13 protein-coding genes and 1 pseudogene are annotated in these 15638 nt (G+C 70.6%); 13 read left to right on the forward strand and 1 reads right to left on the reverse strand.

The window, feature by feature from the left end:
* The first annotated feature begins 3 nt into the window (after window positions 1-3).
* The 5 genes and pseudogenes from OOK07_RS23820 to OOK07_RS43310 form a co-directional block, all read left to right on the forward strand.
* On the forward strand, window positions 4-864 hold the full coding sequence (locus OOK07_RS23820) for a type II secretion system F family protein (protein WP_266798348.1): 861 nt from the start codon (window positions 4-6) through the stop codon (window positions 862-864).
* On the forward strand, window positions 861-1649 hold the full coding sequence (locus OOK07_RS23825; RefSeq protein ID WP_266682804.1) for a type II secretion system F family protein: 789 nt from the start codon (window positions 861-863) through the stop codon (window positions 1647-1649). The genes OOK07_RS23820 and OOK07_RS23825 overlap by 4 nt, the downstream gene beginning before the upstream one ends.
* A gap of 121 nt (window positions 1650-1770) precedes the next feature.
* Entirely contained in the window at window positions 1771-1980 is a 210-nt protein-coding gene (locus OOK07_RS23830; RefSeq protein WP_266682805.1) for a DUF4244 domain-containing protein, read from the forward strand.
* Window positions 1967-2344 carry a TadE family type IV pilus minor pilin gene (locus OOK07_RS23835; protein ID WP_266798350.1) on the forward strand — a complete coding sequence of 126 codons (378 nt, stop codon included), beginning with the start codon at window positions 1967-1969 and terminating at the stop codon, window positions 2342-2344. The genes OOK07_RS23830 and OOK07_RS23835 overlap by 14 nt, the downstream gene beginning before the upstream one ends.
* Window positions 2341-2652, forward strand: a pseudogene (locus tag OOK07_RS43310) (Rv3654c family TadE-like protein); the annotation flags it as partial. The gene OOK07_RS23835 and the pseudogene OOK07_RS43310, both read left to right, overlap by 4 nt.
* A 40-nt stretch (window positions 2653-2692) precedes the next feature.
* Here OOK07_RS43310 and sftH read toward each other — a convergent pair.
* Window positions 2693-5167, reverse strand: coding sequence for a DNA 3'-5' helicase SftH (gene sftH, locus OOK07_RS23845; RefSeq protein WP_266682807.1), 2475 nt, complete (start codon window positions 5165-5167; stop codon window positions 2693-2695).
* A 161-nt stretch (window positions 5168-5328) separates the two neighbouring features.
* On the opposite strand from sftH, the gene bldG reads away from it, so the two are divergent.
* The 8 genes from bldG to topA all read left to right on the forward strand — a co-directional run bounded on the left by bldG (window position 5329) and on the right by topA (window position 15617).
* Entirely contained in the window at window positions 5329-5670 is a 342-nt protein-coding gene (gene bldG / locus OOK07_RS23850; RefSeq protein WP_003975386.1) for an anti-sigma factor antagonist BldG, read from the forward strand.
* Between the two features lie 117 nt (window positions 5671-5787).
* Window positions 5788-6219, forward strand: coding sequence for an ATP-binding protein (locus OOK07_RS23855; RefSeq protein ID WP_266682808.1), 432 nt, complete (start codon window positions 5788-5790; stop codon window positions 6217-6219).
* A 297-nt stretch (window positions 6220-6516) separates the two neighbouring features.
* Window positions 6517-8922 carry a sodium-translocating pyrophosphatase gene (locus OOK07_RS23860; protein ID WP_266798352.1) on the forward strand — a complete coding sequence of 802 codons (2406 nt, stop codon included), beginning with the start codon at window positions 6517-6519 and terminating at the stop codon, window positions 8920-8922.
* 192 nt (window positions 8923-9114) lie between these two features.
* Entirely contained in the window at window positions 9115-9711 is a 597-nt protein-coding gene (locus OOK07_RS23865; RefSeq protein WP_266682810.1) for a small secreted protein, read from the forward strand.
* A 43-nt stretch (window positions 9712-9754) separates the two neighbouring features.
* Window positions 9755-11281, forward strand: coding sequence for a DUF7059 domain-containing protein (locus OOK07_RS23870; protein WP_266682811.1), 1527 nt, complete (start codon window positions 9755-9757; stop codon window positions 11279-11281).
* A gap of 150 nt (window positions 11282-11431) precedes the next feature.
* Window positions 11432-11728: a protein kinase family protein gene (locus OOK07_RS23875; RefSeq protein WP_266682812.1), complete on the forward strand. Its 297-nt coding sequence runs from the start codon at window positions 11432-11434 to the stop codon at window positions 11726-11728.
* A gap of 621 nt (window positions 11729-12349) precedes the next feature.
* Window positions 12350-12547, forward strand: coding sequence for a hypothetical protein (locus OOK07_RS23880; protein WP_266682813.1), 198 nt, complete (start codon window positions 12350-12352; stop codon window positions 12545-12547).
* Window positions 12548-12794: 247 nt separating this feature from the next.
* Window positions 12795-15617, forward strand: coding sequence for a type I DNA topoisomerase (gene topA / locus OOK07_RS23885; protein WP_266682814.1), 2823 nt, complete (start codon window positions 12795-12797; stop codon window positions 15615-15617).
* Window positions 15618-15638 lie beyond the last annotated feature (21 nt).

Below are 15638 nucleotides of genomic sequence, written 5' to 3' on the forward strand. Positions count from 1 at the left end.
GGGATGGGTGAGACGGCGATGGGGGCGGCCGTGGTGTGTGCCGGTGCGGCGGCCCTGCTGACGGGCGGGTGGCATTCCGGGGCGCGCCGGGCACAGCTGTTGCTCGCGGGCGGCGGGGTGGTCGGCACCGGACCGCCGTCCTGGCGGGATGTGGCCGGGAAGCTGCGGCGCATCCGCGGGCGGCTGCGGTCCGAGTGGTGGGCGCTGTTCGCCGGCGTGGTGCTGGCGATGCTGGGTGCGTCGGTGCTGCCGGTCGTCGCGGGGGCGGCCGGGTTGCCCTTGCTGCGGCGGGTCCGGCTGGCCGGTGAGGCCCGGCGGGCCCGGGAGAGCCGCGGGGAAGCGGTGATCGCGCTGTGCGGGGCGCTCACCGGGGAGGTGCGCGCCGGGCGGCAGCCGGGAGAGGCGCTGCTGCGTGCCGCGCGGGATTCCGGTGGGCTCGGGAGCGGGCAGGCCGTGGTGCTGGCGGCGGCGCGGTTCGGCGGCGATGTGCCGGGCGCGCTGGCGGTGGCGGCGCGCCAACCGGGCGCCGAGGGACTCCTGGGCCTCGCGGCGTGCTGGCGGGTGGCCGTGGACCAGGGCGCGGGCCTCGCGGCCGGACTCGACCGGCTCGAAGAGGCGTTGCGCGCGGAGCGGGATCAACGCGCCGATCTGCGCGCCCAGTTGGCGGGGGCACGGTCCACGGCGGTGATGCTCGCGGGGCTGCCGGCGCTGGGCCTCGGCCTCGGTACGGCCCTCGGGGCCCACCCGCTCCATGTGCTGCTGCACACCGGGGCGGGACTCGGCTGCCTGTTGGCCGGCGGGTTGTTGGAGGGCCTGGGGATGTGGTGGGCGATGCGGATCGTGCGGGGAGCGGAGGCGGTGTGAGCGCGGAAGTTGTCCACAGGCTGGGGGTGACCGTGGGGGCGTTGCTCGTCCTCGGGTGGCTGCTGCGCCGGCTGGAGGCGGTACGGCGTGAGCGGAGGGTGATCAAGCGGCTGGCCGGGCTTGTGGCGGGCGTCGAGGTGACGCGGACCGCGCCACGCTTCGAGGTGAGGGATGCCGCGCGCCGGTGGCTGCCCGCCGCCGGGGTCGTGTGCGCCGGCTGGGTTCTGGTCGGCGGCCTCGCCGGCGTCCTGGTGGGGCTGGTCGTCGCGGGCGGGCTGTGGCGGTGGCGTGCGCGGCAAGCGGCGGCCGGCGGCGCGGAGATCGACGATGCGAGTGAGGCGGCCCGTCAACTCCCGCTCTCCGCCGACCTGGTGGCCGCCTGCATCGCCGCCGGTGCGGGGGCCGTCGTCGCGGCTCGGGCCGTCGGCGAGGCGCTGGGCGGTCCCGTCGGGGACGCGTTGGCGCGCGGCGCGGCAGAGGTGCGGCTGGGCGGCGAACCGGCCGAGGCCTGGCGGAGGCTCGCCGCTCTGCCGGGCGCAGGACCTCTGGCGCGGCTGCTGGAACGGGCCGACGTGTCCGGGCTGCCCGCCGCCACACCGGTCGCGCGCCTCGCGGCGGACGTCCGCGCCGACTGGGCCCGGGCCGCGACGGCACGAGCCCGGCGGGCGGCCGTCATGGTCACCGCACCGGTGGGCCTGTGTTTCCTGCCCGCGTTCATCGCGGTCGGCGTGCTGCCAGTGGTGATCGGGCTCGCGGGCGGAGTGCTGGGAGGAGGTGGTGGATGACGGGAGTGGTGCGGACCGACGGCACCAGGAGGGTGCCCGAGCAGCAGGCAGACGATGTCGAGCGGCAAGGAGCCGACCTCGACGCGAGTGGTCAACGGAACTGAGCCTTACGGGGGTTGAGATGTGCAAGACGGTATGGGCGCGGTTGCGTGCCCTGGTGTGCGGGGCGCGAGCGGCGCAGGGCGACGCGGGGATGGTCACCTCGGAGTACGCGATGGGGATCGTGGCGGCGGTGGCGTTCGCGGTGGTCCTCTACAAGGTGGTGACGAGCGGGCAGGTCAGCGCGGAGCTGCAAGGCATCGTGAAGCAGGCGCTCGATGCGCGGATGTGACAGCGGATGTGAGAGGGGCACGGACCGGGGGTTCGTGACGGCGGAGTCGGCCGTGGTGCTGCCCGTGCTGGCGATGTTCGCGATGGCGCTGGTGTGGGGGCTGCTGGTCGTGGCCGCGCAGATCCAGTGTGTGGACGCGGCACGGACGGGGGCGCGTGCGGCGGCCCGCCAGGACCCGGCCGACTCGGTGGTCGCGGTGACCCGCGAGGCTGCCCCGCGCGGTGCGGAGGTCACGGTCGACCGGGAGGGGGATCAGGTCCGAGTGGTCGTCGCGGCGAAGCCTCCCGTCCTCCACGGTCTGCCCTTCGAGGTGCGGGAGCAGGCCGTGGCTGCCACGGAGGAGACAGTGGGGGCGGGGCCGTGACAGGCCGGTTCACAACCGGGTTCCCGGGGCGCCGGTGGGCCCCCGGCCGGGACGGCGACCGCGGTTCCGCCACCGTCTGGAACGTCGGTGCGATCGCCGTGCTGTGCGTGGTGTTCGGCGTCGTGCTCGCCCTGGGGCAGGCCGTCGTGGTCCGGCACCGTGCGGCCGGCGGTGCGGACCTCGCGGCGCTGGCGGCGGCCGATCACTGGGCGGACGGGGCTGCGGGGGCCTGTGCCCGGGCCGACCGGGTCGCCCGGGCACAGGGCGCGCGGCTGGTGCGGTGCGCGGTCGTCGGCGAGATCTCGGACGTGACGGCGGCGTCGGGACGGGGTCCGTTCGCGGCGGAGGTCAGGGCACGGGCGGGGCCTGCGGGGCCGGAGACGGCACCTCCGCCACAGGCTCCACCCGGGTCTGTTCCTCCGGAGTCCCCGCCACAGGCTCCGTCCCTGCCTTCTCCTGCGGAGCCGCCCGCAACAGCACCGTGAGCAGCCGCACCGCCCCCCTCTTGTGCAGCGGTTCGTTGCCGTTGCCGCACTTGGGGGACTGGATGCAGGACGGGCAGCCGGCGTCGCACTCGCAGGAGGCGATGGCCTGACGGGTGGCGGTGAGCCAGGCGCGGGCGGTGTGGAAGGCGCGCTCGGCGAATCCCGCGCCGCCCGGGTGGCCGTCGTAGACGAAGACCGTCGGCAGGAGGGTGTCGGGGTGCAGCGGGACCGACACCCCGCCGATGTCCCAGCGGTCGCAGGTCGCGAAGAGGGGCAGCATGCCGATCGAGGCGTGCTCGGCGGCGTGCAGGGCACCGCCGAGGATCTCCGGGTTGATCCGGGCCTCGTTCAACTGGTCCTCGGTGACCGTCCACCACACCGCGCGGGTGCGCAGCGTACGAGGAGGGAGGTCGAGTTTTGTCTCGCCGAGCACTTCACCGGTGATGAGCCGACGACGCAGGAAGGAGACCACCTGGTTGGTGACCTCGACGGAGCCGTAGCACAGGCGGCCATCGCCCCAGGGGATCTCGGTGTCGGTCTCCAGGACGGAGATGGACGTCGTGTCGCGGGCGACCGTCGAGTACGAGGGACTCGCCTGTTCGACCAGGGCCACCGAGTCCTCCAGGTCCAGGGAGCGCACGACGTACGTACGGCCCTGGTGGAGGTGGACCGCGCCCTCGTGGACGGTCGTGTGTGCGGCGCCCTCGTCGACCGTGCCGAGCAGGCGGCCCGTGCCGGACTCGACGATCTGCACCGGCCGGCCGCCCCCGCCGCGGATGTCGGTCAGGTCGGCGGCCCGCTCCCGGCGCGTCCAGTGCCAGGCCGTCGTCCGGCGGCGCAGCAGCTTCGCGGCCTCCAGCTGGGGGAGCAGTTCCTCACAGGCGGGGCCGAACAGGTCCAGGTCCTCGTCCGTCAAGGGCAGTTCCGCGGCGGCCGCGCACAGGTGCGGGGCCAGGACGTACGGGTTGTCGGGGTCGAGGACCGTGGACTCCACGGGCTGGTCGAACAGCGCCTCGGGGTGGTGGACCAGGAAGGTGTCCAGGGGGTCGTCACGGGCGACCAGGACGGCCAGCGCGCCCTGCCCGGAGCGTCCGGCGCGGCCCGCCTGCTGCCACAGGGACGCGCGTGTGCCCGGATACCCGGCGATCACCACGGCGTCCAACCCGGAGATGTCGATGCCGAGTTCGAGGGCGGTGGTGGCGGCGAGGCCGAGGAGTTCCCCGGAGTGCAGGGCCTGTTCGAGGGCGCGGCGCTCCTCGGGGAGGTAGCCGCCGCGATAGGCCGCGACGCGCCGGGCGAGGGAGCGGTCGACCTCGGCGAGGCGTTCCTGGGCGATCACCGAGATCAGCTCGGCGCCGCGCCGCGAGCGGACGAAGGCGACCGACCGGACTCCCTGCACGGTGAGGTCGGTCAGCAGGTCGGCCGTCTCGGCGGTGGCGGTACGGCGGACGGGGGCGCCCTTCTCGCCCTGCAGCTCGGTCAGCGGGGGCTCCCAGAGGGCGAAGACCAGTTCACCGCGCGGGGAGGCGTCGTCGGCGACCTCGACCACCGGGAGGCCGGTCAGGCGACGTGCGGCGACAGAGGGCTCGGCGGCCGTGGCGGAGGCGAGGAGGAAGACCGGGGAGGCGCCGTAGCGCGCGCACAGGCGGCGCAGACGGCGCAGCACCTGAGCGACGTGGGAGCCGAAGACGCCGCGGTAGGTGTGGCACTCGTCGATGACGACGTACTTCAGCGACTTCAGGAAGGAGGACCAGCGGGAGTGGGACGGGAGTATGCCGCGGTGCAGCATGTCCGGGTTGGTCAGGACGTAGTTGGCGTACTGGCGGACCCACTCGCGCTCCTCGAACGGAGTGTCCCCGTCGTACACCGCAGGACGGACGGCATTTCCCAGAGATTGTGAAAGTTCCTTCACAGAACGGCACTGATCGGCCGCAAGAGCTTTCGTGGGGGCCAGGTAGAGAGCGGTGGCGCCGCGGCCGTTCGGGGCCTCGGAGCCGTCCAGGAGCTTCGAGAAGACCGGAACCAGGTAGGCCAGGGACTTGCCGGACGCCGTGCCCGTGGCGACGATCACCGATTCGCCGTCCAGGGCGTGCTCCGCGGCGCGCGCCTGGTGGGTCCAGGGATGCTCGACGCCTGCGGCCTGCACCGCGGCGACGACCTCCGAACGAATCCGGTCCGGCCACACGGCATGGCGACCCTCACGCGGGGGCAAGTGCTCCGTATGAGTGATGCGCGAAGCCCGGCTCGGCCCGGAGGCGAGCCGGCCCAGGATCGTGCCTGGTTCGGGCCGGGAAGCGGGGTCCGCCGGGGGTCGATCGGTTCGGTGATTCTTGGCCATCGGCACCGAGTGTGTCACTGGCGTGACGGACAATGGGACCAAGGCGTCGTGCACGCCTGCCGTAAGTGATTGAATGCCATCGCGGCTGGCGAACCGTTCCGGGGGCTCTGCCGAGGTGTCCCGAGGGACGACCGCTCGATTAGCAAGGTGCTGGAGGATCCGTGGACCTGTCCCTGTCGACCCGTACCGTCGGCGATCGTACGGTCGTCGAGGTCGGTGGAGAAATCGACGTATATACCGCGCCCAAGCTGCGCGAGCAGTTGGTCGAGCTGGTGAACGACGGGAGTTTCCACCTCGTCGTCGACATGGAGGGCGTGGACTTCCTCGACTCCACCGGGCTCGGCGTGCTGGTCGGCGGCCTGAAGCGGGTGCGTGCCCATGAGGGCTCGCTGCGCCTGGTCTGCAACCAGGAGCGCATTCTGAAGATCTTCCGTATCACCGGCCTCACCAAGGTGTTCCCGATCCACACCTCGGTCGAGGAAGCGGTGGCGGCCACCGACTGATCACCGTCCCCGGGAGCGGCCTGACCGCTCCCGGGACGGAAGAAGTTCCATGTGGGGGTCCGGGGCTTTCGGCCGCCCGGTCCCCCGACGGCACGCCCGTAGTTCAGAGGGGGATGCATGGCCACCGTTGAACTCCGCTTCAGCGCGCTGCCCGAGCACGTCAGGACCGCCCGGCTGGTGGCGGCAGCGGTGGCGCGCAGGGCCGGAGTGGACGAGGCCGTTCTCGACGAGGTGAGACTCGCCGTCGGCGAGGCCTGTACCCGTGCCGTCGGACTGCACCAGAGCGCCGGCATCACGGCGCCGGTGAAGGTGCAGCTGGTCGAGGAGGAGAAGCAGTTCTCCATCGAGGTCGGTGACGAGGCACCCCGTTCGGCCCCCGGAGACCGGGCGCCGGGCTCGGCGGGCGAGGACATCGAGACCGAGGAGGACGAGATGGGCCTCGCGGTCATCAGCGGGCTCGTCGACGACGTCGAGGTCACCGCCGGGGAGCACGGCGGGCAGATCCGTATGACCTGGCCGACCACGCCACCCACCGCGGTGCTCACCTGACCGCACCCTCGTACGACATCCCGGGGCCCTGCTGAGCAGGGCCCCTTGGTGTTTTTCCGGATGTTCCCGCGAATTCGTGAATGAATTCACGATCAGTGTTTGATAATTTGATCAAGCATCAATGCGGCGTCAATGCCTTTGAGGCGTTACCTCTTTCGGGTTCTGTAGCGTGACGTCGATCATTTGCTGAAGAGCATGTGAAGGCTAATTCCGTTTACCGGGCTCTGTTTTGATCAGGTGCGGGGTACCTAGAATCCGTCCACATCTTGAGCTCAGCCCAAGCGTCAAGGAGGACGAATGGCGGGGCTTTCTACCCCTCATCAGTTGGATCACCCCACAACCCTCGCAGCGGCAGTACTCACGGACGACAACCGGATCATCGTGATGGTCATCGGCGTCGTCGCACTGGCCGCACTCGTGGTCGCAGGCATCCTGGTGCGCCAGGTGCTCGCGGCGGGCGAGGGCACCGACAGCATGAAGGAGATCGCGGCAGCGGTCCAGGAAGGAGCGAACGCCTACCTGGCCCGGCAGCTGCGCACGCTCGGCGTGTTCGCCGTGGTCGTGTTCTTCCTGCTCATGTTGCTGCCAGCGGACGACTGGAATCAGCGCGCCGGACGATCGATCTTCTTTTTGATCGGTGCGGCGTTCTCGGCGGCCACCGGCTATATCGGCATGTGGCTCGCCGTGCGCAGTAATGTCCGTGTCGCCGCGGCGGCCCGGGAAGCGACTCCCGCGGAGGGTGAGCCTGAAAAGGATCTCACCGCCGTTTCGCACAAAGCCATGAAGATCGCTTTCCGTACGGGCGGCGTCGTCGGCATGTTCACAGTGGGGCTCGGTCTGCTGGGCGCCTCCTGTGTGGTGCTGGTGTACGCGGCCGATGCGCCGAAAGTGCTCGAAGGCTTCGGCCTCGGGGCCGCCCTGATCGCGATGTTCATGCGTGTCGGCGGCGGAATCTTCACCAAGGCCGCCGACGTCGGCGCCGACCTGGTCGGCAAGGTCGAGCAGGGCATTCCGGAGGACGATCCGCGCAATGCCGCGACCATCGCCGACAACGTGGGCGACAACGTGGGCGACTGCGCGGGCATGGCGGCCGACCTCTTCGAGTCGTACGCCGTGACGCTGGTCGCCGCGCTGATCCTCGGCAAGGCGGCCTTCGGTGACGCCGGACTCGCCTTCCCGCTGCTCGTGCCCGCGATCGGCGTGCTCACCGCCATGATCGGCATCTTCGCGGTTGCTCCGCGCCGGTCCGACCGCAGTGGCATGTCCGCGATCAACCGTGGCTTCTTCATCTCCGCGGTGATCTCGCTCGTACTGGTCGCGGCGGCCGTCTTCGTCTATCTGCCGGCGAAGTACTCGGACCTCGACGGCGTCACCGATGCCGCCATCAAGGCCAAGGACGGCGACCCGCGGATTCTCGCGGTCGTCGCGGTGGCGATCGGCATCCTGCTGGCCGCCGTCATCCAGCAGCTGACCGGCTACTTCACCGAGACCAACCGGCGTCCCGTCATGGACATCGGCAAGAGCTCGCTGACCGGCCCGGCCACCGTCGTCCTCGCCGGTATCTCGGTCGGTCTGGAGTCCGCGGTCTACACCGCGCTGCTGATCGGCCTCGGTGTCTACGGGGCGTTCCTGCTCGGCGGCACGTCGATCATGCTCGCGCTGTTCGCGGTGGCGCTGGCCGGTACCGGCCTGCTCACCACCGTCGGCGTGATCGTCGCGATGGACACCTTCGGACCGGTCTCCGACAACGCGCAGGGCATCGCCGAGATGTCCGGCGACGTCGAGGGGGCGGGCGCGCAGGTGCTCACCAACCTGGACGCGGTCGGCAACACCACCAAGGCGATCACGAAGGGCATCGCCATCGCCACCGCCGTCCTGGCGGCGTCGGCGCTGTTCGGGTCGTACCGTGACGCGATCACCACCGGCGCGCACGACGTGGGCGAGAAGCTGTCCGGAGCAGGCGCGCCGTTGAACCTGATGATGGACATCTCGCAGCCCAACAACCTCGTCGGCCTCATTGCGGGCGCGGCGGTCGTCTTCCTCTTCTCGGGGCTGGCGATCAACGCGGTGTCGCGGTCGGCGGGTGCCGTGGTCTACGAGGTGCGGCGGCAGTTCCGTGAGCACCCCGGGATCATGAACTACACCGAGAAGCCCGAGTACGGGCGCGTCGTCGACATCTGTACCAAGGACGCGCTGCGGGAGCTCACGACGCCAGGTCTGCTGGCGGTCCTGGCTCCCATCGCCATCGGGTTCACGCTCGGTGTCGGCGCGCTCGGAGCGTTCCTGGCCGGCGCGATCGGCACGGGCACGCTGATGGCGGTGTTCCTCGCCAACTCCGGTGGTGCCTGGGACAACGCCAAGAAGCTGGTCGAGGACGGTCACCACGGAGGCAAGGGCAGTGAGGCCCATGCCGCCACGGTGATCGGCGACACGGTCGGCGATCCCTTCAAGGACACCGCCGGTCCCGCGATCAACCCGCTGCTGAAGGTGATGAACCTGGTGTCGCTGCTCATCGCGCCCGCGATCATCAAGTTCAGCTACGGCGACGACAAGAACCTCGGGGTGCGGATCACGATCGCGGTCCTCGCCCTGCTCGTCATCGCCGGGGCGGTCTACGTCTCCAAGCGGCGAGGGATCGCCGTGGGCGACGAAGGCAACGCCGATCGGGTGGCCAAGTCGACGGATCCCGCGGTGGTTTCGTAGGCGGTCTTACGAGGCTCGGCTCAAGAGACGGGCGGGCGGCGCGTATTGACGCGTCGCCCGCCCGCGTCGTGCGGTCACAGCCGCATCGTGAGGCTTCTCTCGCCTGGTGCAAATGGTTCTAAAAGGTCTCTTAGCGAACCTTCCGAATGCGGTTGTCGCCCGGTTGGCGTGTATGTTCCGGGGCCGAGAGCCATGGAAGGGACCAATCCGGTGAACAAGAAGCTCGCGGCCGCACTGTCCGGCGGTGCGGTACTGGTACTGGCGCTGTCGGGATGCAGCAGCGACAACGGCAACGACAAGCTGGACGCCTGGGCCAAGCAGGTCTGCGACGCGGTGCAGCCGCAGGCCAAGAAGATCGAGGCCGCCAATGCCGCGATCCAGAAGGAGACCTCGGACAACAGCACGCCGGAAGAGGTCCGCAAGACCGATGCGCAGGCCTTCCAGGACATGTCCGACGCCTACAAGGCGATCGGCGGCGCCGTGCAGAAGGCCGGGGCGCCCAATGTCGACAACGGTGAGAAGAAGCAGACGGACGCGGTCAAGGAGCTCAACGACATCGCCGCCTCGTACGCCTCGCTGAAGACGCAGGTCGACAAGCTCGACACCAAGGACCAGGCGAAGTTCGCCGACGGTCTCAAGGACATCGCGACCTCGCTGGACAAGCTGAGCACGAGCGGCAACGACGCCCTGAAGAACCTTGAGGAGGGCGACGTCGGCAAGGCGATGGCCAAGCAGGACAGCTGCAAGTCGGCGTCCGCCCCGGCGTCCTCCGGCGCGACGGCGAGCTGAGCCGGAGCTGCAGCGGACCCCTCGTCCCCGCCACAATGGGGGTGTGAGTACCTCCAGCCTGCCTGCCCTGCCCGCCACTCCCGCTTCCGGCCGTACCGGCGTCACCGCCCGGCTGCGGGACGCCCTGCTCGGGGCGTCCTTCACCGCCGACGGGCTGCTCGACCTGCTCGGCGCCCCCGCGTACGCGGCACTGGCCCGCAGCGAGACCGTGCCCGCACTCAGGGCGACCCGCGGGGACACGCCGCTGGAGGTGCTCGTTCGGCTGTTCCTGTTGCAGCAGCCGGTGCCGCACGCGCGCGTGGCGGGTGTTCTGCCGGTCGACGCGTGCCTGGAGAGCGGCTGGCTGGTGCGGGCCGGCGGGGACGAGGTCGCGGCGACCGTGGATGTACGGCCGTACGGCGGACCCGGCGGCGAGGACTGGTTCATCGTGTCCGACCTGGGCTGTGCGGTCGGCGGGGCCGGCGGGATCGGCAGCAATGAGGAGGGCGTGGTCCTCGGCGTCGGCGGCGCGTCCACGACCCTTGCGGGCATCACCGTCCGGGGGCCCGTCTCCGCCGCCCTCGACCTCGGCACCGGCTCCGGCATCCAGGCACTGCACGCCGCGCAGCACGCCACACGCGTGACGGCGACGGATCTCAACCCGCGCGCGTTGCACATCACCGGGCTGACGCTGGCCCTGTCCGGCGCCCCCGCGGCCGACCTGCGCGAGGGCTCCCTCTTCGAGCCGGTGCGCGAGGACGAGAAGTACGACCTGATCGTGTCCAACCCGCCCTTCGTGATCTCGCCGGGCGCGCGGCTGACGTACCGCGACGGCGGGATGGGCGGGGACGATCTGTGCCGCTCGATCGTTCAGGGGGCGGGGGAGCGGCTGAACGAGGGCGGGTTCGCGCAGTTCCTCGCCAACTGGCAGCACGTCGAGGGGGAGGACTGGCAGGACAGGCTCCGGTCGTGGGTGCCGCGCGGGTGCGACGCCTGGATCGTGCAGCGCGAGGTGCAGGACGTCACGCAGTACGCCGAGCTGTGGCTCAGGGACGCCGGCGACCACCGCGGGGACCCGGCCGAGTACCAGGCACGGTACGACGCGTGGCTGGACGAGTTCGAGGCACGCAAGGTGAGGGCCGTCGGGTTCGGCTGGATCACCCTGCGCAGGACGGGTGCCGCGGTGCCCTCGATCACCGTGGAGGAGTGGCCGCACCCGGTCGAGCAGCCGCTGGGCGACACGGTGCGGGCGCACTTCGGCCGTCTCGACTATCTGCGGGCGCACGACGACGCGGCGCTGCTGGAAGCGCACTTCAGGCTCGCCGACGAGGTCGTGCAGGAGCAGGTCGGGCTGCCAGGCGCCGAGGACCCGGAGCACGTCGTGCTGCGCCAGCACCGCGGCATGCGGCGGGCCACCCAGGTGGACACGGTCGGCGCGGGTTTCGCGGGCGTCTGCGACGGTTCGCTGAGCGCGGGCCGCATCCTGGACGCGATCGCCCAACTGGTGCGCGAAGACCCGGTGTTGCTGCGCGACCGCACACCGGCGCAGATCAGGCTGCTGGTGGAGCAGGGGTTCATCGAGCCGGCCTGAGAGCCCCGACGGGGGCCGCGCTGGCGGCCCGCGCCGGCCTCGGCGTCCTCGACGTGCTCACCGCCGGACACCGCATCGGCATCCTGCACAGGGATGTGAAACCGGCCAACATCCCTCTGGCGTCGGACGCTTCGGGCGACCCCTACGCGCGTGCTGCTCACCGGCTACGGCATCGCGCTCATGCCGGAGTCGCGCGAGCCACGCCCCACCGCCACCGCCGGGATCCTCGGCACGCCCGGCTGTCTCGCCCCCGAGCGCGCGCGTGGCGAACCGCCCACGCCGGCCGCAGGCCTGTTCTCACTGGGCGCCACCCCGTACGCCGAAGTCGAGGGCAGCGGCCCCTTCGACACGCCCACCGACCACGCCGACGCGCGTGCCCAGGGTGCGAAGCGCTGCGGAAGCCGGACCAGGGCGGTCGTCGACGCACTGCCGGACGCGGAGGGCTAGGCCGTGCTGCCGGCCAAGGACGGGTTCGCCGCGGCCGACAGCGGTACGGCATGTCTCGTACTCGGACGGCATACCGCGACAGGCGGCGAGATGGGCCGATTCCGGGACGAGGGCTCGAATTCGTGGGTCGGCCAGATGACCGTCGGTGACTGCTGGGGCCCCTGGGATCCCTGGGAGTGCAAGGTAGTCGACGACCCTTACAAGGCACCGCTCACAAGTGTGCCAACGCCCACACCGAGCAGGTCATAGGGGCCGTTCAGACCCCTCACAAAATGAGCTACAAGAAGGGCAGGCATCGACAACGCGAACAAGCTGTGCGGCAACAAATTCGAGTCGGCCTGGGCGCCGGGGTCCGAACGCGTCGTGTACGGCTGGGCGGTCGACCAGAGCGACTGGGACCACGGCTTCAGCAAGGCGGCGTGCACGGTGAGCCGGACCGACAACAAGAGGACGACCGGAAAGAACCCGTGCCCGGTCCGGTCTGAGCCGGGCGCCGGGGACGGGTGAGTCCGCAGGCCCGTCGGCTCCGCGTTCACCCCGGGTTCGCCTGTGCGCCGTCCGCGCGTGTCAGTCTCCCGGGACTGGACACCCGCGAAGGGGAGAAAAGGGGCACGGCAAGCCATGGAGAGCGGATCGGCGATCTTCGCCGGAGTGGTGTTCGGCCTGTTCGGAGGGGCGCTGCTGATGTGGGTCGTGGCCCGGGTGCGGCAGGGCCGGCCCGTCGCCCATGGTGTGAACCCCGTCGCATCGGCGACCTTCGCGAGCCTTGCCTCGGTGATCGCGCTCGGCATCGGAACCTGGTGCTTCACAAGGGTCTGAAAGCGGCCCCGGAGCTGCGGCTCAGTTAATTGAGAGGTGATCCTCCGGACAGGTTCGAAAAGGCTGGTGGGCACTCCGGGCGGCAGGAATGGCGGTAGTCGGGTTACCGTTCGAGTGGCCGTTGCGGGCTTTTCCCGTTTGACACGGGGGCGGGATGTACCGTCACACTCCGCAGCGTCACCATGACCCGACCCCGGGACGAAGATCCTGGGGAGGCCCCCAGCCTCGACCGGAGAGAAGAGCGAAGTTGTCCCCGACCAGCGAGACCGCACACGGCGGCCGCCGACTCGTCATCGTCGAGTCGCCTGCCAAGGCGAAGACGATCAAGGGCTACCTCGGCCCCGGCTATATCGTCGAGGCGAGCGTCGGGCACATCCGCGACCTTCCCAACGGTGCCGCGGAGGTACCCGAGAAGTACACCGGCGAGGTCCGCCGCCTCGGCGTGGACGTCGAGCACGACTTCCAGCCCATCTACGTGGTCAACGCCGACAAGCGGGCCCAGGTCAAGAAGCTCAAGGACCTGCTGAAGGACTCCGACGAACTCTTCCTCGCCACCGATGAGGACCGCGAGGGCGAGGCCATCGCATGGCACCTCCTGGAGGTGCTCAAGCCCAAGGTCCCGGTCAAGCGCATGGTGTTCCACGAGATCACCAAGGACGCGATCCGGGAGGCCGTCGCCAACCCGCGCGACCTCAACAAGCGCATGGTCGACGCCCAGGAGACCCGCCGCATCCTCGACCGCCTCTACGGGTACGAGGTCTCGCCGGTCCTGTGGAAGAAGGTCATGCCGCGCCTGTCGGCCGGCCGTGTCCAGTCCGTCGCGACCCGGCTCGTGGTCGAGCGGGAACGCGAGCGCATCGCGTTCCGTTCCGCCGAGTACTGGGACCTGACGGGCACCTTCGCGACCGGCCGCGCGGGAGATGCGTCGGACCCGTCGTCGCTGGTCGCCCGCCTGCAGACCGTCGACGGCAGGCGCGTCGCGCAGGGCCGCGACTTCGACTCCGTGGGACAGCTGAAGAGCGCGAACACGCTCCACCTCGACGAGGCGAACGCCCGCGCACTGGCGGCCGCCCTGGAGCAGACGCGGTTCTCCGTCCGCTCCGTCGAGTCGAAGCCGTACCGCCGCTCGCCGTACGCCCCGTTCCGTACGACGACGCTGCAGCAGGAGGCGAGCCGCAAGCTCGGCTTCGGCGCGAAGGCCACCATGCAGGTCGCGCAGAAGCTGTACGAGAACGGCTACATCACCTACATGCGTACGGACTCCACGACGCTGAGCGACACCGCCGTGACCGCCGCCCGCGCCCAGGTGACGCAGCTGTACGGGGCCGACTACCTGCCGCCCCAGCCGCGCACGTACGCCGGCAAGGTCAAGAACGCGCAGGAGGCGCACGAGGCGATCCGTCCCTCGGGTGATCGTTTCCGCACGCCCGCCGAGACCGGACTGACCGGCGACCAGTTCAAGCTCTACGAGCTGATCTGGAAGCGGACCGTCGCCTCCCAGATGAAGGACGCGACCGGCAACTCGGTCACGGTGAAGATCGGTGGCACCGCCGCCGACGGCCGGGACGTCGAGTTCAGCGCCTCCGGCAAGACGATCACCTTCCACGGCTTCCTGAAGGCGTACGTCGAGGGTGCCGACGACCCGAACGCCGAGCTGGACGACCGCGAGCGCCGGCTGCCCCAGGTGGGCGAGGGCGATCCGCTGTCCGCCGAGGAGATCACGGTCGACGGGCACGCCACCAAGCCGCCGGCCCGTTACACCGAGGCCAGCCTGGTCAAGGAGCTCGAAGAGCGCGAGATCGGCCGCCCGTCGACGTACGCGTCGATCATCGGCACCATCCTCGACCGCGGCTATGTCTTCAAGAAGGGCACGGCACTCGTCCCGTCCTTCCTGTCCTTCGCCGTGGTCAACCTCCTGGAGAAGCACTTCGGGCGGCTCGTCGACTACGACTTCACCGCGAAGATGGAGGACGACCTCGACCGCATCGCACGCGGCGAGGCGCAGTCCGTACCGTGGCTGAAGCGGTTCTACTTCGGCGAGGGCACCAACAACGGCAACGCGGCCGAGGCGGGCAACGGCGACGGGGACCACCTCGGTGGTCTCAAGGAGCTGGTGACCGACCTGGGCGCGATCGACGCCCGCGAGGTGTCGTCGTTCCCGGTGGGCAGCGGCATCGTGCTCAGGGTCGGGCGCTACGGCCCGTACATCGAGCGCGGCGAGAAGGACTCCGAGAACCACCAGCGGGCGGACGTGCCCGAGGACCTGGCTCCGGACGAGCTGACGGTCGAACTCGCCGAGGAGCTGCTCGCCAAGCCGAGCGGCGACTTCGAGCTCGGCGCCGACCCGGTGTCGGGGCACCAGATCATCGCCCGGGACGGCCGCTACGGCCCGTACGTCACCGAGGTGCTCCCCGAGGGCACCCCGAAGACCGGCAAGAACGCCGTCAAGCCGCGTACCGCTTCGCTGTTCAAGTCGATGGCCCTCGACACGGTGACGCTTCAGGACGCGCTCAAGCTGATGTCGCTGCCGCGCGTCGTCGGTGCCGACGCCGAAGGCCAGGAGATCACCGCGCAGAACGGCCGCTACGGTCCGTACCTGAAGAAGGGCACGGACTCGCGCTCGCTGCAGACCGAGGACCAGCTCTTCACGATCACCCTCGAAGAGGCCCTGGAGATCTACTCCCAGCCCAAGCAGCGCGGACGCGCGGCCGCCAAGCCGCCGCTGAAGGAGCTGGGCGTGGACCCGGTCAGCGAGAAGCCGGTCGTCGTCAAGGACGGTCGCTTCGGGCCGTACGTCACCGACGGGGAGACCAACGCGACCCTGCGCTCCGGCGACAGCGTCGAGGAGATCACCCCGGAGCGCGGCTTCGAGCTGCTCGCCGAGAAGCGCGCGAAGGCGCCCGCCAAGAAGACGGCGAAGAAGGCCCCCGCGAAGAAGGCTCCGGCCAAGAAGGCGACGGCTGCCAAGAAGACGGCGGCGAAGAAGACGACGACGGCCGCGAAGAAGACGGCCGCCAAGAAGACCGCCGCGAAGACGGCGACGGCTTCGAAGACGGCGACGGACGAGTGAGCCGAGGCGGAAGCGTCAGCC

Source organism: Streptomyces sp. NBC_00078 (genome assembly GCF_026343335.1).
Classification (GTDB): domain Bacteria; phylum Actinomycetota; class Actinomycetes; order Streptomycetales; family Streptomycetaceae; genus Streptomyces.

What these genes read in the sequence shown, in the direction of transcription:
- OOK07_RS23880 (WP_266682813.1), top strand. Translation starts at nt 12,350, where the DNA reads ATGGAGAGCGGATCGGCGATCTTCGCCGGAGTGGTGTTCGGCCTGTTC.
- sftH (WP_266682807.1), bottom strand. Translation starts at nt 5,167, where the DNA reads ATGGCCAAGAATCACCGAACCGATCGACCCCCGGCGGACCCCGCTTCC.
- OOK07_RS23820 (WP_266798348.1), top strand. Translation starts at nt 4, where the DNA reads ATGGGTGAGACGGCGATGGGGGCGGCCGTGGTGTGTGCCGGTGCGGCG.
- OOK07_RS23835 (WP_266798350.1), top strand. Translation starts at nt 1,967, where the DNA reads ATGCGCGGATGTGACAGCGGATGTGAGAGGGGCACGGACCGGGGGTTC.
- OOK07_RS23830 (WP_266682805.1), top strand. Translation starts at nt 1,771, where the DNA reads ATGTGCAAGACGGTATGGGCGCGGTTGCGTGCCCTGGTGTGCGGGGCG.
- OOK07_RS23865 (WP_266682810.1), top strand. Translation starts at nt 9,115, where the DNA reads ATGGAAGGGACCAATCCGGTGAACAAGAAGCTCGCGGCCGCACTGTCC.
- OOK07_RS23855 (WP_266682808.1), top strand. Translation starts at nt 5,788, where the DNA reads ATGGCCACCGTTGAACTCCGCTTCAGCGCGCTGCCCGAGCACGTCAGG.
- OOK07_RS23860 (WP_266798352.1), top strand. Translation starts at nt 6,517, where the DNA reads ATGGCGGGGCTTTCTACCCCTCATCAGTTGGATCACCCCACAACCCTC.